The organism is Rathayibacter sp. AY1E3 (assembly GCF_002932235.1).
In the GTDB taxonomy this organism is placed as follows: domain Bacteria; phylum Actinomycetota; class Actinomycetes; order Actinomycetales; family Microbacteriaceae; genus Rathayibacter.
The window spans coordinates 12,379-32,242 of record NZ_PSVN01000017.1 but is presented as its reverse complement, the minus strand read 5'-3'; the positions used below and the strand labels follow the sequence as shown (position 1 = coordinate 32,242).

Genomic DNA, 19,864 nt, shown 5'->3' with positions numbered 1-19,864 from the left:
GCACCGGGAGCGGCACCGCGGCGGGACGGGTCAGTCGGAGACGCGGACCGAGCGGTCGAAGGCGACGTAGCCCGAGAAGTCCTTGCCGACGCGGTCGAACGCCGTCGGGTAGGGGTGCGGGTACGACCAGGCCTTGTCCTTCTGCAGGCCGTCGCCGGTCTGCACCGAGAAGTACTGGCACTCGCCCTTCCACGGGCAGGTGTAGGGCGTGGGGCTCTCGACGAGCACGCCCTCGGCGATGCTCGACGGCGGGAAGTACCAGTTGCCCTCGATCGAGATCAGGTCGGAGTCGGGGGCGTCGGCGAGGACGACGTCGTTGAGGACGGCTTTCATGCGGGCCAGCTTTCGGTCGGGGCGGGGGGGGCGGAGGGACCGCCTCCGCCGAACGCTACGCCGGGGGCGGGCGAGTGGTCGAGGCGGCGGCTCGGATCCGCAGGGGCTTGTGCGCTCCGCGGACGCCCTGCACCTCTCGGAGGCCGCGCCCGCCGGAGCGGCGGGTCAGCGGAGGACCGCCACCTCGTCGACGGTGTCGACCCGGGCGGCGGCGCGGACCTCGTCCGCCCGCCCCTCGGCGGCGAGCAGGCGGCCGGACTCGGACGCGGTGAGCAGGTGCGCGCACGCCCGGCGCAGGCCCTCGTAGGACGCGCAGGCCACCGCGGCCTCGGGCGAGACGTGGTCGATGCCCAGTCCGATGAGCGCGTCGACGACGGCGCCGGCCGCCAGCTGGTCCTCCATCGCGAACCGCGCCGCTCCGCTGTCATCGATGTCGCCGAGGGCGATCACGTTGACGCTGGTGCGCCCGCCGTTCTCGTGCTGGCGCTCCAGGATCCAGCGGGCGACGGCCGAGCGGTCGGCCAGGCTCGCGCGGACGACGCGGCCCTCCACTCCCCCGAGGTCGGGGCTCTCGCCTCCGGGCAGAGCGTCGACGAGCACCGTGACGTGGGCGGGGGCGAGCACGCGGAGGGCGCGGGCCCCCCACTCGAAGCGGATCTGGTAGGTCGACTGGTCGACGGAGGCGGCGGGAGCGGTCACCCTGACACGGTAGCGAGCACCGGAGGCGCATACACGTCCGGGGCTCCGCGCGCACCCGGTTCCCGCGCAGGGGCGGGCGGAGGAGGATGTCCCTCGTGAAGGTGATGCTCAAGCACGTGCTCGACACCGACGCCGACTCCGCCTGGCGCGCCCTGCAGAGTCCGGCCGTGTTCCGGGAGGTGATGTCCCCGCTCCTGACCGCCGCGTCGCTGGACGAGGGCGGCTTCCGCCCGACCTGGGGGCTCGGCTCCCACGAGGTCGCGATGGACGCCCTCGGGATCGTGCCGATGGGCGCGCAGGAGATCGACCTCTCCTACCGCCGCGTCCCCTCGATGCCCGACGTGCGGATCCTGCGCGACAGCGGCGGTCCCCTCACCGGCTCCCTCCGACTGATCACCGCGTGGGACCACCGCATGGCCGTCGCCCCGCTCCCCGACGGGCGCACGCTCTTCCGCGACCGCCTCGAGTTCTCGGCGGGCCTCGCCTCGGCCGCGCTCTGGCCGTCGATGTGGGCGTTCTGGCAGTGGCGCGGCATCCGCATCCGCTCCCTAGCCCCGTCCTGGCGCCACGATGTCGGTGCCGACACCCGCCCGCGCGGGGAGTCCGCCGCATGAGCCCCGACGGTGTCGCCGAGGAGGAGACCGAGCTGTCGCGCTCGGAGCTCCTGCGCCTCCAGTGGCCCTCCACCGACGAGGAGGAGCAGGACGACGACGGCGTCTCGCCCCGCCGCCGCCTCACGACCGCGGTCGAGGTGTCGGACTGGCGCCGCCACGTCCAGGCCCTCTACGCGGAGGTGCGCCGGCTCTCGAACGTGGACCTGCTCGCCGCGCACGCGTCCTGGATCCGCGGGCGCAACGCGCTCTTCGCGCAGCACCCCTCCACCCCCCTCCTTCCGGCCGACCGCGCGCACTTCCGCTCGCTGCCGATCGCGCCCTACGACGCGGCCTGGCGCTTCGAGCTCGAGGTGGCCCCCGCCGAGGAGGCGCGGCGGATGGACGTGGAGACCGGCACCGACGGTACCGTCCCCTTCGAGCTGATCGGCACGGTCGAGGTGCCGGACGCCGGCAGCCTCGACGTCTGGCGCCTCGCGTCCTACGGCGGAGGCCTGTTCCTGCCGGTCAAGGACGCCCTCGCGGGGACACCCGGCGGCACATACGGCGGTGGCCGCTACCTCCTGGACACCGTGAAGGGCGCCGACCTCGGTCCGGGCTCCGCCCCGGGGACGCTGGTCCTCGACTTCAACTTCGCCTACAACCCCTCCTGCGCCTACGACCCGGCCTGGGCCTGCCCGCTCGCCCAGGCGGGCAACCGGCTGCCGGTCGAGGTGCCGGTCGGCGAGCGCTACCGGGGCTGACACCGACCCTGGACGTTCTCGGAGGGGCGGCCGATAGCCTCCGGGCGGCGCCGTCGTGCGCCGGAAAGCAGGAAAGCCGCATGCCCCGTCCCGTCCTCCTCGTCACCGGAACCTCCACCGGCATCGGCCGCGCCACCGCGATCGAGGCCGCGCGCGCGGGCTGGCGGGTGGTCGCCACCGTGCGGGATCCGGAGCGGGCGGAGGGCCTGCGCGCCGCCGCCGCCGAGGCACGCGTCGAGCTCGACCTGCGGGCGCTCGACGTGACCGACGCGGACTCCGTCGCCGGCTGCCTCCGCGCCGTGGAGGAGGAGCTCGGCGGTCTCGACGCCCTCGTGAACAACGCCGGAGCCGGCCACCTCGGCACCCTCGAGCTGGAGGATCCGGAGGAGCTGCGCCGCGTGATGGAGGTCAACTTCTTCGGCACCGTCGCGGTCACCCGCGCCGCGATGCCGATGCTGCGCTCGTCCCGCGGTCGCATCGTCACCGTCTCGAGCGTCGGCGGCGCGATCGGGCAGCCGTTCAACGAGGACTACTGCGCGGCGAAGTTCGCGGTCGAGGGGTTCTTCGAGGCGCTCGCCCCGGTCGCCGCCTCCGTCGGCGTCCACGTGTCGCTGATCGAGCCGGGAGCGGTCCGCAGCAGCTTCGTCGAGAACGTCGGCATCGACGCGGCGGCGATGCTCGCGCAGGCCGGCCCCTACTCGCCGGCGCTCGGCGCCTACCTCGACCGCGCCGCGTCGTCCTTCTCCTCGACCCACGCGCAGGACCCGTCCGACGTCGCCGCCGTCATCCTGAAGACCCTGCGCGACCCGGAGCCGGCCTTCCGCGTGCAGACCTCGGACTGGGCGGGCGACTTCGTCGGGACCAAGCTGAGCGACCGCGACGGCTCCCGCGTGCAGGCCGCGATGCGCGGATGGATCGGCATCCACTAGAGTGGGACGGTGCGAGCGCAGCGACTGCGCTCCCCCGCGTCGTAGAACGCCCCTTGTCCCCTAGGACTCTGACCGTCGAGGATCCGTCCCGACCATCTGGCGCACGTGCATGAGGCCCCCGGCCGCGCGCACCGAATCGTACGGCGAACGGATGTGACCACCGTCACCTTCGCCCGAACGCCGATCACCCGCGCCCCGGCCACCGCCCGCGCGTCCTCGATCGGCATGATGCCCCCGAAAGGCACCACTCCATGTCGAACACCCCCCTCTCCTTCAGCGCCCTCGGCGTGCCGGCCCCCCTCGTGGCCGCGCTCACCGCGAGCGGCATCACCGAGCCCTTCCCGATCCAGGTCGACACGCTGCCCGACACCCTCGGCGGACGCGACGTCCTCGGCCGCGGCAAGACCGGCTCCGGCAAGACCCTCGCCTTCTCCATCCCGATGATCGCCCGACTCGGCGGCTCGCTCGCCGGCGGACGCCGCCGCCCCGGCCGCCCGCTCGGACTCGTCCTCGCGCCGACCCGCGAGCTCGCCACGCAGATCACCGCCGCGATGCAGCCCCTCGCCGACGCGTACGGCATCGTCACCACCACGATCTTCGGAGGCGTCTCGCAGCAGCGCCAGGTCGCCGCGCTCAAGCAGGGCGTCGACATCGTCGTGGCCTGCCCGGGCCGCCTCGAGGACCTGATGAAGCAGGGCTTCGTGAACCTCGATGCCGTCGAGATCACCGTCCTCGACGAGGCCGACCACATGGCCGACCTCGGCTTCCTGCCGGTCGTCACGCGCATCCTCGACAAGACCCCCCGCGGCGGGCAGCGCCTGCTGTTCTCCGCGACGCTCGACAACGGCGTGGACAAGCTGGTCAAGAAGTACCTCCAGAACGAGGTGCTCCACTCGGTCGACGAGGCCAACTCGCCGGTCGCGCTGATGACCCACCACGTGTTCGAGGTCGACGGCCTCGACGCCAAGAACGCTCTCGTGAAGACGCTCGCGTCCGGCACCGGCCGCCGCATCCTCTTCATGCGCACCAAGCACCACGCGAAGAAGCTCGCCAAGCAGCTCACCGGCCAGGGCATCCCCGCGGTCGACCTGCACGGCAACCTCTCGCAGGTCGCCCGCGACCGGAACCTCGCCGCGTTCGGCGCCGGCACCGTCAAGGTCCTCGTCGCCACCGACGTCGCCGCCCGCGGTGTGCACGTCGACGACGTCGAGCTCGTCATCCACGTCGACCCGCCGATGGAGCACAAGGCGTACCTGCACCGCTCGGGCCGCACCGCCCGCGCCGGCAGCGAGGGAGACGTCGTCACCGTCGTCCTGCCCACGCAGCGCAGCGACGTGAAGACCCTCCTCCGCAAGGCCGCGATCCAGGTCGCGCCCCAGCAGGTGACGGCTGACTCGGCCGCCGTCGCGAAGCTCGTCGGCGACGTCGCTCCGTACGTCACCCCCAGCGCCGTCGTCGAGCCCGTCCGCGGCCAGTCGCAGGGCGGACGCTCGCAGGGCGCCAACGCGCAGCGCAAGCGCGCGGCCCGCACCGAGGGCACCGCCGCACCCCGCGGCGGACGCTCGACGGGTGCCGCGACCGGCGGAGGCGACCGCCCCCGCCGCGACCGCACCGCCGCCGAGGGACCCGCCCGCGGCGGCGCCCGCGGAGGCCGCAGCCGCTCGGCCGCCGGTGCCCCCTCGACCTCGGGCGGATCGCGCTCGTTCTACAGCACCGCGACCGGCGGAGCGGCCTCGGCCGCTCCCGCCCGCGAGTCCGCCGGCGGCGGCGCCCGCCGCGGCGGCCGCCGCGCGCAGGGCTGAGTCCGATTGTGCGCCGCGGAGCGGCGCACCGCAGTCGGCTTCAAGCACGGTTGCGATACGCAGAGCATGTCGCGACCGGGGGCTGAGCGTTCGGTGATCGCACCTCAGCGCTCGTCCTGATCAGGGCGCCGACATCACGAAGGGCCGGGGCCCGCGACTACTGGTCGCGGGCCCCGGCCCTTCGTCGTTCACGCTTCACCTCTTCGAGCGAAGTCCCGCGCAGGGAGCTCCGGAAGTCCTCACCGTGTCCTGATCAGACGATCCCCTGCTGCGCCGTCGTCGGGCAGGGGCGCCGCCTCTCCTCGCCCGGTCACAGAGGTCCCGTGGACGCCGGATCCACGAGCCGAACGGCCGGGTCGCGTGCCGGCGGATCGGTCCAGGCGGACGCCCGACGCTCCAGCCGGCCCGCCATGCTTGCGAGCCGGCCGCGGCGCGCCGCTATCGGCGCGCAGAAGGGAGCGCCGCGGCCGATCCGCACCGCTAGGACAGGCGGCCGACGGAAGCGAGCGCGGCGCGGATCAGCGCGCCCCGCCCGCCCTCCATCTCGGCGGAGATCGCGTCGGAGCAGGCCTCGTCGGGGGTCATCCAGGTGAGCTCGAGGGCGTCCTGGCGGGGGTCGCAGGTGCCGGTGACGGGGACGACGTAGGCGAGGGAGACCGCGTGCTGGCGGTCGTCGGTGAACGGTCCCATGCCGGGCATCGGGAAGTACTCGGCGACGTGGAAGGGGAGCGGGCTCGCCGGGAGGAGGGGGAAGGCCATCGGGCCGAGATCCTTCTCGAGGTGGCGGAACAGCGCGTCGCGCAGCGTCTCGCCGTACATCACGCGGCCCGAGACGATCGTGCGGGTGATCTGGCCGGAGGGGGTCGCGCGCAGGAGCACGCCGACCTCGGTGACCTGCCCGAGCCCGTCGACCCGGACGGGCACGGCCTCCACGTACAGCAGCGGGAGCCGCCGGCGGATCTCGGCGAGTTCGTCGTCGGACAGCCACCCGGAGTTCGGGTCAGGGGTGCGCACGCTCATGCAGCCATTCTCACCCTTCGCGGCTGGTGTTCCGACCGGCGGCGGCGATCCCGCACTCAGGGGGATGATGGTGCGATGGGAATCGACGCGAACGCGGTGCTGTGGTCCTCCTCCGAGCGCGACCGCGTCGGCAGGCCCCTCCTGGTGCTGCTGCACGGCTACGGCTCGCACGAGGGGGACCTGTTCTCGCTCGGCGCCTACCTGCCGCTGGAGCCGGTCCTCGCGTCCCTCCGGGCGCCTCTCGCCCTGGGCGGCGGGGCGAACGCGTGGTGGCCCCTCCGTGTCCCGCTGGTGCCGGACGAGCCGCGGGCCGATCCCGAGGCCGTCGAAGCGGCGGCGGCGGGGGTGATCGAGTGGCTCGACGGTCTGGAGCACCCGGGCCCGGTGGGGCTGCTGGGCTTCTCCCAGGGCGCCGCGCTGGCGGTGCAGCTGCTTCGGCGCGCGCCGGGCCGCTTCGCCTTCGCGGTCGCCCTGTCCGGGTTCGTGGTCCCGCTCGCCGAGGGCGACGACGCTGACGAGCGGCTCGCCCGCGAGCGTCCGCCGGTGTTCTGGGGCCGCGGGACGCTCGACACGGTGATCCCGGAGGAGCTCGTGCGGGACGCGGCGGCCTGGTTCCCGGAGCACACGGCGCTCGACGCCCGGGTCTACGAGGGCGTCGCCCACGGAGTCGGGCAGGCCGAGCTCGCCGACATCGGCACGTTCGTGCGTCTCGGCTTCGCCTGACGGGCGGACTCCCCCGCGTCAAGGGCTCGCCCCCGGGCCGCGGCCCCGGCAATGTCGGAGGTGGCAGGGAGGATGGGTGCATGCCGGACGTCCTCGAGCGCTTCTCCCCCGCCACGCGCGCGTGGTTCGAGGGCGCGTTCCCGGCGCCGACCGCCGCCCAGGAGGGCGCCTGGTCGGCCATCTCGAGTGGAGCGCATGCCCTCGTGGTCGCTCCCACCGGCTCCGGCAAGACGCTCTCGGCCTTCCTCTGGGCGATCGACCGGCTCGTGCAGGGCCCGCCGCCGGAGGATCCGCAGCACCGCACGCGCGTGCTCTACGTCTCGCCGCTGAAGGCTCTCGGCGTCGACGTCGAGCGCAACCTCCGCTCGCCGCTCGTCGGCGTCACCCAGACGGCGCTGCGGCTGAGCGCCGAGGGCATCGGCAGCGCGCCGGCCACGGTCACCGTCGGGGTGCGGTCGGGAGACACGCCCGCCGCCGAGCGGCGCGTGCTGCAGAAGACGCCGCCGGACATCCTGATCACGACCCCCGAGTCGCTCTACCTCATGCTCACCTCGGCGGCGCGCGAGTCGCTCCGCGGCGTCGAGACGGTCATCGTCGACGAGGTCCACGCGGTCGCGTCGACCAAGCGCGGGGCGCACCTCGCCGTCTCCCTCGAGCGGCTCGACGCCCTGCTCCCGAAGCCGGTGCAGCGCATCGGCCTCTCGGCGACGGTGCGCCCGCGCGAGGAGGTGGCCCGGTTCCTCGCCGGCCGCTCCCCGGTCGCGATCGTGGCTCCGGCGTCCGAGAAGCAGTGGGACCTCAGCGTCGTCGTCCCGGTCGAGGACATGTCCGAGCTGGGGACGGCGGCTCCGCAGGACGGATCGACGATGGGGGCAACCGGTCCGCAGAGCGGGTCGATCTGGCCGCACGTCGAGGAGTCGATCGTCGACCGGGTCCTCGCGCACACCTCCTCCATCGTCTTCGCGAACTCCCGCCGTCTCGCCGAGCGGCTGACCGCCCGGCTCAACGAGATCTACGCCGAGCGCCGCGAGCTCGCCGCGGAGCGGGCGCGCGAGGCGGGCGAGCCCGTCGCCGTCGGGGCCCTGCTCGCCGAGGCGGCCTCCTCCTCCGTCCGCCGCTCCCCGGCCGAGGCGATGGGAGCGGCCGGGGGCACGAGCGGCAGCGGGCAGTCCGCGCCCGACGAGGAGCCGCTGCTCGCCCGCGCCCACCACGGCTCGGTGAGCAAGGAGCAGCGCGCGATCATCGAGGACGACCTGAAGTCCGGCCGCCTGCGCTGCGTGGTCGCGACCTCGAGCCTCGAGCTGGGGATCGACATGGGCGCGGTCGACCTCGTCGTCCAGGTCGAGACGCCGCCCTCGGTCGCGAGCGCCCTGCAGCGCGTGGGTCGAGCCGGCCACCAGGTCGGCGAGGTCTCGCGCGGGTCCTTCTACCCCAAGCACCGGGCCGACCTTCTCCACTCCGCCGTGACGACGGAGCGGATGCGCTCGGGCCTGATCGAGGCGATCGCCGTCCCCGCGAACCCGCTCGACATCCTCGCGCAGCAGACCGTCGCCGCGACGGCCCTCGAGAGCCTCGACGTGGACGACTGGTTCGACACCGTCCGCCGCAGCGCCCCGTTCGTGTCCCTGCCCCGCTCCGCCTACGAGGCGACCCTCGACCTGCTCTCGGGCCGCTACCCCTCCGACCAGTTCGCGGAGCTGCGGCCGCGCCTCGTCTGGGACCGCGACGCGAACACGCTCACCGGCCGGCCCGGCGCCCAGCGCCTCGCCGTCACCAGCGGCGGCACCATCCCCGACCGCGGGCTCTTCGGCGTGTTCATGGTCGGCGAGCCGGGCTCGACCGGCAACCGCGTCGGCGAGCTCGACGAGGAGATGGTCTACGAGTCCCGCGTCGGCGACGTCTTCGCGCTCGGAGCCACCAGCTGGCGCATCCAGGAGATCACCTACGACCGCGTGATCGTGACGCCGGCGTTCGGTGAGCCCGGGCGCCTCCCGTTCTGGAAGGGCGACTCGCAGGGGCGCCCCGCCGAGCTCGGCGAGGCGATCGGGGCGTTCACCCGCGAGGTGGGCGCCGCCGCCCCCGAGACGGCCCGCGAGCGCTGCACGGCGGCCGGGCTCGACGAGTACGCGACCAGCAACCTCCTCTCCTTCCTCGACGAGCAGCGCCTGGCCACCGGGCAGATCCCGGACGACCGCACCCTCGTGCTCGAGCGCTTCCGCGACGAGCTGGGCGACTGGCGGCTGGTGCTGCACTCCCCGTACGGGATGCAGGTGCACTCGCCGTGGGCGCTCGCCATCGGCGCTCGCGTCCGCGAGCGGCACGGGGTCGACGGAGCGGCGATGGCCGGGGACGACGGCATCGTCGTGCGGATCCCCGACACGGAGTCGGAGCCGCCGGGCTCCGAGCTGTTCCTGTTCGAGCGCGAGGAGCTGGAGCAGCTGGTCACGAGCGAGGTCGGCGGCTCCGCCCTCTTCGCCGCCCGGTTCCGCGAGTGCGCGGCGCGGGCACTCCTGCTCCCGAGGTACAACCCGGGCAAGCGCTCCCCGCTCTGGCAGCAGCGGCAGCGGGCGGCGCAGCTGCTCGACGTCGCCCGCACCTACCCGACCTTCCCGATCATCCTCGAGACCGTCCGCGAGTGCCTCCAGGACGTCTACGACCTGCCCGCGCTACTCCGGCTCGCCGCGCGCCTGGACGGGCGCGAGCTGCGGATCCTCGAGGTCGAGACGCCGACCGCCAGTCCGTTCGCGCGGTCCATGCTCTTCGGCTACGTCGCGGCCTTCATGTACGAGGGCGACAGCCCGCTCGCCGAGCGCCGTGCCGCGGCGCTCTCGGTCGACGCGACGCTCCTCGGCGAGCTGCTCGGCCGGGCGGAGCTGCGCGAGCTGCTCGACCCGGCCGTCCTCGCGCAGATCGAGCGCGAGCTGCAGCGCGTCGAGCCCGAGCGCCGCCTCCGCGGGCTCGAGGGCGCCGCCGACCTGCTCCGGCTGCTCGGCCCGCTGACGCTCGACGAGCTCGGGGAGCGCCTGGTCGACGAGTCGGTCGCCTCGGCGGACGTCGCGAAGGCGCCCGCGATCGAGCGCGCGGTGCTCGAGGCCGACGTGGCCGCGCTCGTGAAGGCCAAGCGCGTCCTGCCCGTGGGCCTCGGCGGCGAGCAGCGGTACGCCGCGATGGAGGACGCCTCCCGGCTCCGCGACGCTCTCGGCGTGCCCCTGCCGATCGGCGTCCCCGTCGCCTTCATCGACCCCGTCCGCGATCCGCTCGGCGACCTCGTCGCCCGCTACGCGCGCACCCACGGCCCCTTCACCGCCGCCGCCGTCGCCACCCGCCTGGGCCTCGGCGTCGCGGTCGTCACCGACACCCTGCGCCGCCTCGCGGGCGAGCGCCGCGTCTCGGAGGGCGAGTTCCGCCCCACCGGCACCGGGACCGAGTGGTGCGACGCCGAGGTGCTGCGCCGCCTGCGGAGCCGCTCTCTCGCCGCGCTCCGCAAGGAGGTGGAGCCGGTGGACGCGGCCGCGTACGCCCGCTTCCTCCCCGCCTGGCAGCACGTCGGCGGCTCGCTCCGCGGTATCGACGGCGTGGCCTCCGTGATCGACCAGCTGGCCGGCGCGCCCATCCCCGCGTCCGCCTGGGAGTCGCTGATCCTGCCCGCCCGGGTGCGCGACTACTCCCCCGCGATGCTCGACGAGCTCACCGCGACCGGCGAGGTCCTCTGGGCCGGCGCGGGCTCCCTCCCCGGCAACGACGGTTGGGTGAGCCTCCACCTCGCCGACACGGCAGGGCTGACCCTCCCCGTCCCCGCCGCCGAGTCCGTGACCCTGACCGAGCTCCAGCAGGAGATCGTCGGTGTGCTCGGATCGGGCGGCGGCTACTTCTTCCGCCAGCTCTCCGACGCGGTCGGCTCCACCGACGACGCGGGCCTCGTCGAGGCCCTGTGGGAGCTGGTCTGGGCCGGGCTCGTCACGAACGACACCCTGGCGCCGCTGCGCACCCTCGTCGGCTCGACCGGCGGCGCCCACCGCCAGCCGCGCGCCCCCGCCCGCGCCCGCGCGCCCCGGGGCCGGATGACCGCCCGCCCCACGATGGCCACCCGCGTGGGGCCGCCGACCGCCGGCGGCCGCTGGTCGATCGTGCCGCTCGCGGAGTCGGACGCGACGATCCGCGGGCACGCGCTCGGCGAGACGCTGCTCGAGCGGTACGGGATCGTCACCCGCGGCTCCGTGCAGGCCGAGGGCGTCCTGGGCGGCTTCGCCCTCGCCTACAAGGTGCTGAGCGGCTTCGAGCAGCAGGGCCGCGCCCGGAGGGGCTACTTCATCGAGAAGCTGGGAGCAGCGCAGTTCGGCACCGCCGGCAGCGTCGACCGGCTCCGCACGTTCGCCCCGCAGGACGAGGCGCAGGAGCGCTCACGTCCGGTGCTCGCGCTCGCGGCGACCGACCCCGCCAATCCGTTCGGCGCCGCTCTGCCGTGGCCGCAGGGCGAGGGGCACCGCCCCGGTCGGAAGGCCGGCGCGCTGGTCGCCGTCGTCGACGGAGCGCTCGCGGTCTACCTCGAGCGCGGCGGCAAGACTGCCCTCACCTTCACCGCCGACGAGGCGGCTCTCGCCGACGCGGCCGGCGCCCTCTCGCAGCTGGTCCGCTCCCGCGGGGTCGAGAAGCTGACCGTCGAGAAGATCGACGGCGTCTTCGCGCTCGGCACGCCCTTCGGCGACGCCCTCGTCGCCGCCGGCTTCGTCGCGAATCCGCGCGGCCTGAGGATGCGCTCGTGAGCGCCGGAGGGAGCCCGCGTGCCCGAGGGTGACACCGTCTACCGATCCGCCCACAACCTCGCCGAGGCGCTGGACGGCGAGGTCCTGACCCGATGCGACGTCCGCGTGCCGAAGTACGCGACGGTCGACCTCACCGGCGAGACGATCGACGAGGTCGTCCCCCGCGGCAAGCACCTGCTGATGCGGGTCGGCGACGCGCTGATCCACTCCCACCTCAAGATGGAGGGGAGCTGGCACCTCTACGCCCGCGGCGAGGGCGAGCGGCCGAAGTGGCACCGGCCGGCGTTCCAGGCCCGGATCGTCCTCGAGACCGAGGACTGGCAGGCGGTCGGCTTCGAGCTCGGGCTCCTCGAGATCGTCCCGCGCTCGGCCGAGGAGGACGTGGTCGGCTACCTCGGCCCCGATCTGCTCGGCGCCGACTGGGACGCGCACGAGGCGCTGCGACGCCTGTCCGCCGATCCGGAGCGGCCGATCGGGCTCGCGCTGCTCGACCAGCGGATCATGGCCGGACTCGGCAACGTCTACCGCGCCGAGCTGTGCTTCCTGCGCGGCGTGCTGCCCACGCGCCCGGTCGGCGGGAGCGGCGACCTCGTGCGCACCATCGCGCTCGCGAAGCGGCTCATCACCGTGAACCGCGAGCGGATCGAGCGCACGACGACCGGCAACCTGCGCCCGGGCCAGCAGCTCTGGGTCTACGGCCGCGACCGCAAGCCGTGTCGGCGCTGCGGCACTCCGATCGAGCGCGGTGAGCTCGGCGACGACGAGCTGCAGCTGCGGGTCACCTACTGGTGCCCGCACTGCCAGAGCTGAGGGGCTACTCCTCGACCGCGGAGCGGCGCCCGGGGACGTGCTTCTCGTGCACGCCGACGTCCGTCAGGCGCTCGATGCGGTCGACGTGGCGGCCTGGCTCGCCGCCGTCCGCGACGATCCAGCTGCCGACGAGGAGGAACCCGTCGCGGCCGCCGGCCGTCAGCGGGCCCGTGATCGTGAACGACCCGAGCGCCGGAGTCGAGAACGCCACGCGCACCGGATCCCCGTGCTCGAGTCCCTCTGCCGAGCGCTCCCCGCCGACCTCGTCAGCGTCCGGAGCCAGGGCGATGCTCTGGATCTCGGTCCCCGTGCCGAGGAAGACGTCCGCGACGACGAGCTCGCCGCCGACGGCCTGCCGGACGACCCCCTCGATCCCGTAGAGGCCGTAGCGCGGGGAGCGGACGAGGACGCGCACCGAGTCGCCGATCGCGACCTCGGCGAGAGCACCGCGGATCGAGGCGACGTCCCTCCGCGCGGGAGGGGCGGACAGGGCGTCGAGGATCGGGCTGAGCATCCGATCAGGGTAGCCGCTCCGGGAGCGCACCCGCCCGGCGGATCGGCGGCGGATCCCGGCCGGCTGAGGCGCCGGGTCGCATCGGCCGCCGACGCCGCGCGCGAGCGGCGGAGCACCGGCCGGAAGGCTCCGGCACCGCGAGACCCCGGCACTGCGGCGACACCGGCACCGCCCGGAGACGCCGGTACTGCGGCAGGCACCCGCACCGCCGGGAGACGCCGGTACTGCGGCAGGCACCCGCACCGCCGGGAGACGCCGGTACTGCGGCAGGCACCCGCACCGCCGGGAGACGCCGGTACTGCGGCAGGCGCAGTCACCGCCGGGAACGACGAAGGCCCCGCCTGAGCGGGGCCTTCGGACGATGCGGAGTCGGTGGGATTTGAACCCACGGAACCCAATAAAGGGTTCTCCACCTTAGCAGGGTGGTGCACTCGACCGGACTATGCGACGACTCCCGAGCGCCCGCTGGCGGACGCACGACGACCATCATAACCGCACCCGCGAGGGCCTCGCGACACGGGCGCCCGCCCCTCCGCGGGAAGGCGAGAAGCCGCCTACTGGTCCGACAGGGGCCGGCCGATCGTGCAGGTCTCCTGCTGCGCGGTCTGCCCGGAGACGTCGCTCGGGAGGGTGACCGGCCCGTCGGGTGCGCTCGTCGCGGGGGCGTCGGTCGCGGGGGCGTCGGTGGCCGGCGACTCCGTGGCCGCCGGAGCGTTGGTCGCCCCGGGCTCCTCCCCCGTCGACTGCGAGCCGCCGCCGGTGGTGCCGCTCAGCGCGATCGGCTGGTCGGCGAGGAGCGCCGCGTTCAGCGCCGCCGCCGCGTCCTCGCTGGGGTACACGCCGTTGCCGTCGATGAAGGTCGGGTACTGCACGAAGACCACGTTCGCGAGGTCGACGTCCTTCACCGCGAGGCCGATCGACACGAGGGTGTTCACGTTCTCGAGCGAGGTGGAGAGCTGCATGTTCGAGACGGCCGCCTTCGCGAGGCCGTAGAGGTTCACCGGGTTCGAGAGCGTCGACGCGCTCTTCACCTTGCGCACCAGCGATGAGAGGTACACCTGCTGGCTCGAGATGCGGGTGAGGTCGCTGCCGTCGCCGACGCCGTGCCGGGTGCGGAGGAACGCCAGCGCCTCGGCGCCGACGAGCGTGTGCGTGCCCGCGTCGAGGTTCAGGCCCGTGTACTCGTCCTGGATCGGGGTGGCGACGCAGACGTCCACTCCGCCGACCGCGTTCGACATCTCGATGACGCCCTCGAACTGGATGAGCGCCGCGTAGGGGATCTCGAGCCCGGTCAGCTGCTCGACCGTCTGCACGGTGCACGCCAGCCCGCCGGCCTCGAGCGAGGTGTTGATCTTCGCCGAGTCCACCGCGTCCGAGACGGCGCCGGTGGCCGGGTCGGTGCAGGAGGGGATCGGGACGTAGAGGTCGCGGGGGAAGCTGACGACCTCCACGGTCGAGTGGTCGGCCGAGATGTGCATGAGCATCGTGACGTCGTTGAGGTTCTCGGCACGGTCGCCGTAGGCCCCGGCGGCCGATCCGTCGGCGCTGTCGCTGCCGGCGAGCAGGATGTTGACGCCGCCCTCGATCGCCCCGATCCCGGGCACGTCGCCTCCGCCCGAATCGATCCCTAGGTCGACGGAGGGACGCGCGCTCCCGGCGATCAGCGAGGCGGCGATCGCCACGATGCAGACCGCGCTGAGCACGCCGACACCCACGCAGGCCGCGAGGATCCGCGCGGCGAAGCGCATGCCGCTCGGGCGGCGCAGGCGGCCGTGCCGTGCTGCTGTGGTCCGGGTGGACGCGCGTTCGCTCATCGGGTCGTACTCTCTCTCGGCTGCGGGACGCGTGTCGTCCCGGAGTCAGCGCGCGAGGTGGAGAGCACCCGTGGTGCCGCCCGCCCTCGGCTCAGCCGAAGAAGCCGACCGAGCAGGTCTGCTGGTCGGCGCTCTGGCCGGTGACCGATTCTGGCAGGGCAACCTTGGATCCGTCCTCGGGAGTCGCTGCAGGAGTGCCGGGTGCAGGAGCGCCCGGTGCCGCCTCGGCCGTCGCCAGCGGATCCGCGGTCGCCGGGCCCGACGGAGCGGCGGTGTCGGCCGGGGCCGCCGCCTCGCCCTCCACGGTCGCGCCGGCGCCCGTGCCGCCGGTGATGGCGATCGGCTGATCGGTCTGCAGGGCGCTCGCCAGGACGTCGCCCGCGGCGCGGTCCGGCTCCACTCCGCTCGGAGTCGCCCCGGTCGGGTACTGCGCGAAGACGACGTCCGCGAGGTCGACGTCCTTCAGCGCGAGTCCCATCTGGACCATCGTGTTCACGTTGTCGAGACCGGTCGAGAGCGTCATGTTGCCGAGCGCCGCCTTTGCGAGCCCGTAGAGCGCGACCGGGTTGAGGAGGGTGTCCGCGCTCTTGATCCGGCGCACGAGCGCCGAGAGGAAGACCTGCTGGTTGCTGATGCGGGTCAGGTCGCTGCCGTCGCCGATGCCGTGGCGGCTGCGGAGGAACTGCAGCGCCGCCATGCCCTCGAGCGAGTGCACGCCCGGCTCGAGGTAGGTGTTCGTGTAGGGGTCCGCGATCTCGGTCGCGACGCAGACGTCGACTCCGCCGACCGCGTTCGACATCTCGATCACGCCGTTGAACTGCACGACCGCGCCGTAGTCCACCCGGACGCCCATGAGGTCCTCGACGACCCCCGCCACGCAGCCGAGGCTGACGTCGCTGCCCATCGCCTCGTTGATCTTGGTGTCGTACCGGGCGGGGATCGTCTCACCCGTGGCGGCGTTCACGCACTCCGGGATGTCGACGTACATGTCGCGGGGGAAGCTCACGACCGTCGCGTTGCTGTGGTCGGCCGAGACGTGCATCAGCATGTTGACGTCGTTGAGGACGCTCGTCTCCTCGTCGGGGTCGCCGTAGGCGTCGCCCTGGCCCTTCCGCGAGTCGCTGCCGACGACGAGGACGTTGAAGCCGCCCTCGAGTGCGCCGATCTCCGGGGCGCCTCCGGCCTCGACGCTGGAGCCGGCCGCGCCCGGGTGCAGGTCGACCGAGGGCTGCACGGACTGGACGATCAGCGTCGCCGCGATCGCGACCACCGACACCGAGGCGACCACGCCGACACCGCCCACGAGGGCGGCTCCCTTCACCAGGGTCCGCGCGAGGGTGTGCCGCTTCTGGCGGCCGTGCCGCACGAAGGGGCGCGGCGTGCGCGGAGTGTCGCGAGTCTGTGTCGAAGGGCCCGTGCGGCGCATCCGTCTCCCGGTGTCGAGGCGTCAGTGGTGCGGAGGTGAGGGCCGGGCGTCGGTCCCGGGCGTCGCGCAATCCTATACAGAGGGGTGGCGCGTTCCGAAGGAGAGCGGGCGGCCCTCCGTCGTCGCGCGCCAGGACGGGCGTCGGAAGGCGCCGGCGGGAAGCGGTGCGAAGAACGGGGCTCCGTGGCGGACGGCGTGGCGGAGGGCGTGGGATTCGAACCCACGAGACGTTTCCGCCCACCAGTTTTCAAGACTGGCTCCATCGGCCGCTCGGACAGCCCTCCCGGCCGCTCCCGCAGGAGCGACACCCGATAGTAACCGCCGAGCGCGCGGGACCGTGGTCAGCGCAGCGCCGAGAGCGCGACCGCCACGCCGTCCTGGTGAACCGAGGGGATCACGGCGGAGGCCACGGCCCGCACCTCGTCGGGCGCCTGCCCCATCGCGAGCCCTGCGCCCTCGGCGGCGGCCCAGGTGAGCATCTCGATGTCGTTGCGGCCGTCGCCCAGCGCGACCACGTCGCTCCGCTCGATGCCCAGCTCCTCGCGGACGACCTCGAGCGCGGTGGACTTGTTGACGCCGTGCGGGGCGATGTCGAGCCAGGCGGTCCAGCCGATCGCGTAGCTGACCTGGTGCAGGCCCATCTCCTCGACCAGCGAGGTGAACTCCTCGATCCCGGTCTCGGGCGAGATCACGACGACGCGGGTGCACAGCCGGCCGAGCAGCTCCTCGAAGGGGACGTGGGTCGTCTCGGCACCCATCACGGCACCGCCCGGGAACGCCTCGGTGTAGAAGAAGGCGCCGTCCGCGTCCTCGACGGCGTAGTGCGCGTCGGGGAGGGAGCGGCGGATGGTCTCGAGGACCTCCGTCGGGTCGAAGGTCTCGACCGTCTCGGGGACGTACGCACCGGACGCGTCGCGGCGGAGCGTGACCGCTCCGTTGCAGCAGATCACGTACTCGGGCGAGATCCCGAGGCGCTCGACGACCGGCAGGGTGGAGGAGGGCGAGCGCCCGGTGGCGAGCATCACCTCGTCGCCCTGGGCGGCCACGCGGGTGATCGCGTCCGTCACCGCGCGGGTGATGGTGCCGTCCTCGTGCATGACGGTGCCGTCGATGTCGAGGGCGACGAGGCGGCGGCCGGAGGCGCGGGCCGCGCTCATGCGACGGGCTCGAGCACCTCGAGGCCGCCGAGGTGGGGCCGCAGCGCCTCGGGGACGAGCACCGAGCCGTCCGCCCGCTGGTGGGTCTCGAGGAGGGCGACGATCCAGCGGGTGGTCGCGAGCGTGCCGTTGAGGGTGGCGACCGGAGCCGTCTTCCCCGACTCGGTGCGGTAGCGGGTGTCGAGGCGGCGGGCCTGGAACGTGGTGCAGTTCGAGGTCGAGGTCAGCTCGCGGTAGGTCTCCTGCGTGGGGACCCACGCCTCCACGTCGAACTTGCGCGCCGCGCTCTGGCCGAGGTCGCCGGCTGCCGTGTCGATGACGCGGTAGTGCAGGCCGAGGCTCTGCAGGACGTCCTCCTGGTACGAGAGGAGGCGCGCGTGCTCCGCCTCGGCGTCCTCGGGGAGGGTGTAGACGAACATCTCGAGCTTGCTGAACTGGTGCACGCGGATGATGCCGCGGGTGTCCCGTCCGCCCGAGCCCGCCTCGCGGCGGTAGCAGGTGCTCCAGCCCGCGTAGCGCTTCGCGCCGCCGGAGAGGTCGAGGATCTCGTCGGCGTGGTAGCCGGCGAGGGCGACCTCGCTGGTGCCGGTGAGGTAGAGGTCGTCGTCGCGGAGGCGGTACACCTCGTCGTCGTGCTCGCCGAGGAAGCCGGTGCCGTCCATGATCTCGGGGCGCACGAGGGTGGGCGTGATCAGCGGGGTGAAGCCGGCGGCGAGCGCCTTCTCGAGGCCCAGGTTCATCAGGGCGATCTCGAGGCGGGCGACCAGGCCCTTGAGGAAGTAGAAGCGCGCGCCGCTGACCTTCGCGCCGCGCTGCATGTCGATGCCGTCCAGCAGCTCGCCGAGCTCGAGGTGGTCGCGCGGGGCGAAGTCGAAGACGGGGCGCTCGCCGACCGTCCTGACGAGCTCGAACGACTCCTCGCCGCCCGCGGGGACGCCCTCGATGATCGGGTTGGCGATGCGCTTCACCAGCACGGTGAAGGCGTCGTCGGCCTCGGACGCCTCCTGCTGTGCCTGCTTGGCGGCGGCGGCGAGGCGCTGGGCCTCGGCGACGAGCGCCGCCTTCTCGTCCTTCGGAGCCTTGGCGACGGTCTTGCCGAAGGCGTTCTGCTCGGCTCGGAGCCGCTCCGCCTCGGTGATCGCCGCACGGCGCACGCGGTCGGCCTCGAGCGCCTCGTCGACCAGCTCGACGGAGTCGCCGCGCGCCTCCTGCGAGCGCTTCAGGACGTCCGGGTTCTCGCGCAGAAGTACGGGATCAATCACCCCAGCAGTGTAGAGGAGGGCCGGGACGGGCCGCCGCCCGCGCGTACCCCCGGGGCCGGCTGAGCATCGGCCGCGAGGAGGCATCCGATCGCGCGGACGGCTGCGAATCTGAGTCGTCCCCCGAGAACGTCCCCCCGCGTTCGACACCCCTGCTCCCCTGAAGGCTCTTCCATGCACGCCACCCCCCTCATCGACGCGACCCCCGGCGTCGTCCTCGAGCGCGACGGCTCCGTCGCCCGGATCACCCTCAACCGCCCCGACGCCCTCAACGCGATCGACCTCGGCACCGCGCGACTGCTGCTGAGCACCGTCGCCGACCTCGACGCCGACGCCGGCTGCTCCGTCATCGTGATCGCCGCGGCCGGCCGCGCGTTCTGCACGGGCGGCGACATCTCGGCGATCATGGGGTCCGAGCACCCGGACCACTACCTGCGCGACGTCGCGACCACGACCGCCCAGGTCATCCGCCTGCTCGAGGACAGCCGCGCCGTCGTCGTCTGCGCGATCGACGGCATGGTCGCCGGCGCCGGCATCGCCTTCGCTCTGGCCGCCGACATCGTGATAGCGACTCCCGCCGCCCTCTTCCTCAGCGCGTACGGCGACGTCGGGCTCGTCCCGGACGTCGGAGTCACCGCCGCGCTCCCCCGCGTCGTCGGCCGCCGCCGCGCGCTGGACTTCGTGCTGTCCGGCCGCCCGGTCCGCGCGTCCGAGGCGCTGGAGTGGCAGCTCGTGACCGAGGTCGTGCCGCGCGCCGACCTCGCCGGCCGCGTCGACGAGCGCCTGCGCGCCCTGGCGGCGAAGCCGGCGCACGTCGCGTCCGCCGCCCGCCGCCTCCTGCGCACCGACCCGCTCGACCGCGCCGAGCGCATCGTCGAGGAGACGGACACCCTGGTCGAGTTCCTGGCGGTCCCCGCCACGCGCACGCTCCTGGACGCCGAGCACGAGCGCCAGGCCCGCCGCGCCGCCCGGGCGACCGCCTCGCTCTGACCCGGCGCAAGCGTCCTCGACGACGCTCCGGCTCCGGGCCGGGCGGACGTCCGCCCGACGGCCCGCGGATCGGCCGGGCGTTCTCCTCCGATCTCGGCTACGGTGGTCCCCGCGAAGGGGAGTAGTTCCCACCGTCCGCCGAGCGGACGACGAGGCGCGTCGACATGCTGGTCCGGGACGATCCGGGCCCGGCGCTCCACCCCGGCTCCGGCCGGGGCGAACGAGACCTTCGGTCAGTCGACGCACGTCCTGACCGGTCCTCTCGCGCGGG

At 73.9% G+C, this 19,864-nt stretch carries 16 protein-coding genes and 2 tRNA genes; 8 read left to right on the top strand and 10 right to left on the bottom strand.

Translation table 11 applies throughout. The annotated features are described in order from the left end of the window. Nucleotides 1-30: 30 nt before the first annotated feature. The gene (locus tag C5C53_RS13390) at nucleotides 31-333 is read right to left on the bottom strand and encodes a DUF427 domain-containing protein (RefSeq protein ID WP_104224584.1); all 303 of its coding nucleotides are present in this window, start codon (nucleotides 331-333) and stop codon (nucleotides 31-33) included. Nucleotides 334-498: 165 nt separating this feature from the next. Further along, nucleotides 499-1,032, bottom strand: a complete 534-nt coding sequence (locus C5C53_RS13385; protein ID WP_104267760.1) for a 2-phosphosulfolactate phosphatase — start codon at nucleotides 1,030-1,032, stop codon at nucleotides 499-501. An 86-nt stretch (nucleotides 1,033-1,118) separates the two neighbouring features. Here C5C53_RS13385 and C5C53_RS13380 point away from each other — a divergent pair, with 86 nt between their 5' ends. From C5C53_RS13380 to C5C53_RS13365, 4 genes are all read left to right on the top strand, one after another. Further along, complete coding sequence (locus C5C53_RS13380) at nucleotides 1,119-1,646, top strand: hypothetical protein (RefSeq protein WP_104238079.1); 528 nt, start codon at nucleotides 1,119-1,121, stop codon at nucleotides 1,644-1,646. Further along, entirely contained in the window at nucleotides 1,643-2,386 is a 744-nt protein-coding gene (locus tag C5C53_RS13375) for a DUF1684 domain-containing protein (RefSeq protein WP_104267759.1), read from the top strand. Before C5C53_RS13380 ends, C5C53_RS13375 begins: the two co-directional genes overlap by 4 nt. 80 nt (nucleotides 2,387-2,466) lie before the next feature. Then, nucleotides 2,467-3,315 (top strand): SDR family oxidoreductase, encoded by an 849-nt coding sequence (locus tag C5C53_RS13370; protein WP_104233932.1) that lies wholly within the window; start codon nucleotides 2,467-2,469, stop codon nucleotides 3,313-3,315. A gap of 251 nt (nucleotides 3,316-3,566) precedes the next feature. Next, nucleotides 3,567-5,117, top strand: coding sequence for a DEAD/DEAH box helicase (locus C5C53_RS13365; protein WP_104225114.1), 1,551 nt, complete (start codon nucleotides 3,567-3,569; stop codon nucleotides 5,115-5,117). A 480-nt stretch (nucleotides 5,118-5,597) separates the two neighbouring features. Here C5C53_RS13365 and C5C53_RS13360 read toward each other — a convergent pair whose 3' ends face one another. Then, on the bottom strand, nucleotides 5,598-6,137 hold the full coding sequence (locus C5C53_RS13360; protein WP_104225113.1) for an NUDIX hydrolase family protein: 540 nt from the start codon (nucleotides 6,135-6,137) through the stop codon (nucleotides 5,598-5,600). A 75-nt stretch (nucleotides 6,138-6,212) separates the two neighbouring features. Between C5C53_RS13360 and C5C53_RS13355 the strand changes: the two genes are divergently transcribed. The 3 genes from C5C53_RS13355 to C5C53_RS13345 all read left to right on the top strand — a co-directional run bounded on the left by C5C53_RS13355 (nucleotide 6,213) and on the right by C5C53_RS13345 (nucleotide 12,433). Further along, complete coding sequence (locus tag C5C53_RS13355) at nucleotides 6,213-6,860, top strand: alpha/beta hydrolase (RefSeq protein WP_104260904.1); 648 nt, start codon at nucleotides 6,213-6,215, stop codon at nucleotides 6,858-6,860. Nucleotides 6,861-6,940: 80 nt separating this feature from the next. Next, nucleotides 6,941-11,623 (top strand): ATP-dependent helicase, encoded by a 4,683-nt coding sequence (locus C5C53_RS13350; RefSeq protein ID WP_104267758.1) that lies wholly within the window; start codon nucleotides 6,941-6,943, stop codon nucleotides 11,621-11,623. 18 nt (nucleotides 11,624-11,641) lie between these two features. Next, entirely contained in the window at nucleotides 11,642-12,433 is a 792-nt protein-coding gene (locus C5C53_RS13345) for a DNA-formamidopyrimidine glycosylase family protein (protein ID WP_104247584.1), read from the top strand. Nucleotides 12,434-12,437: 4 nt separating this feature from the next. On the opposite strand, the gene C5C53_RS13340 is transcribed toward C5C53_RS13345, so the two are convergent. From C5C53_RS13340 to serS, 7 genes are all read right to left on the bottom strand, one after another. Beyond that, nucleotides 12,438-12,947, bottom strand: a complete 510-nt coding sequence (locus C5C53_RS13340) for a hypothetical protein (RefSeq protein WP_104267757.1) — start codon at nucleotides 12,945-12,947, stop codon at nucleotides 12,438-12,440. 364 nt (nucleotides 12,948-13,311) lie between these two features. After that, a tRNA-Ser gene (locus C5C53_RS13335) sits at nucleotides 13,312-13,402 on the bottom strand. Nucleotides 13,403-13,501: 99 nt separating this feature from the next. Then, nucleotides 13,502-14,761: an LCP family protein gene (locus C5C53_RS13330; protein WP_104267756.1), complete on the bottom strand. Its 1,260-nt coding sequence runs from the start codon at nucleotides 14,759-14,761 to the stop codon at nucleotides 13,502-13,504. Nucleotides 14,762-14,852: 91 nt separating this feature from the next. Further along, nucleotides 14,853-16,082: an LCP family protein gene (locus C5C53_RS13325; RefSeq protein WP_258075429.1), complete on the bottom strand. Its 1,230-nt coding sequence runs from the start codon at nucleotides 16,080-16,082 to the stop codon at nucleotides 14,853-14,855. Between the two features lie 301 nt (nucleotides 16,083-16,383). Continuing rightward, nucleotides 16,384-16,471 (bottom strand) — tRNA-Ser (locus C5C53_RS13320). Nucleotides 16,472-16,528: 57 nt separating this feature from the next. Further along, entirely contained in the window at nucleotides 16,529-17,344 is an 816-nt protein-coding gene (locus C5C53_RS13315; protein WP_104247582.1) for an HAD family hydrolase, read from the bottom strand. Continuing rightward, complete coding sequence (gene serS / locus C5C53_RS13310) at nucleotides 17,341-18,606, bottom strand: serine--tRNA ligase (protein ID WP_104224965.1); 1,266 nt, start codon at nucleotides 18,604-18,606, stop codon at nucleotides 17,341-17,343. Before serS ends, C5C53_RS13315 begins: the two co-directional genes overlap by 4 nt. 171 nt (nucleotides 18,607-18,777) lie before the next feature. On the opposite strand from serS, the gene C5C53_RS13305 reads away from it, so the two are divergent. After that, nucleotides 18,778-19,593, top strand: coding sequence for an enoyl-CoA hydratase/isomerase family protein (locus C5C53_RS13305; protein WP_104267754.1), 816 nt, complete (start codon nucleotides 18,778-18,780; stop codon nucleotides 19,591-19,593). Nucleotides 19,594-19,864: the final 271 nt, after the last annotated feature.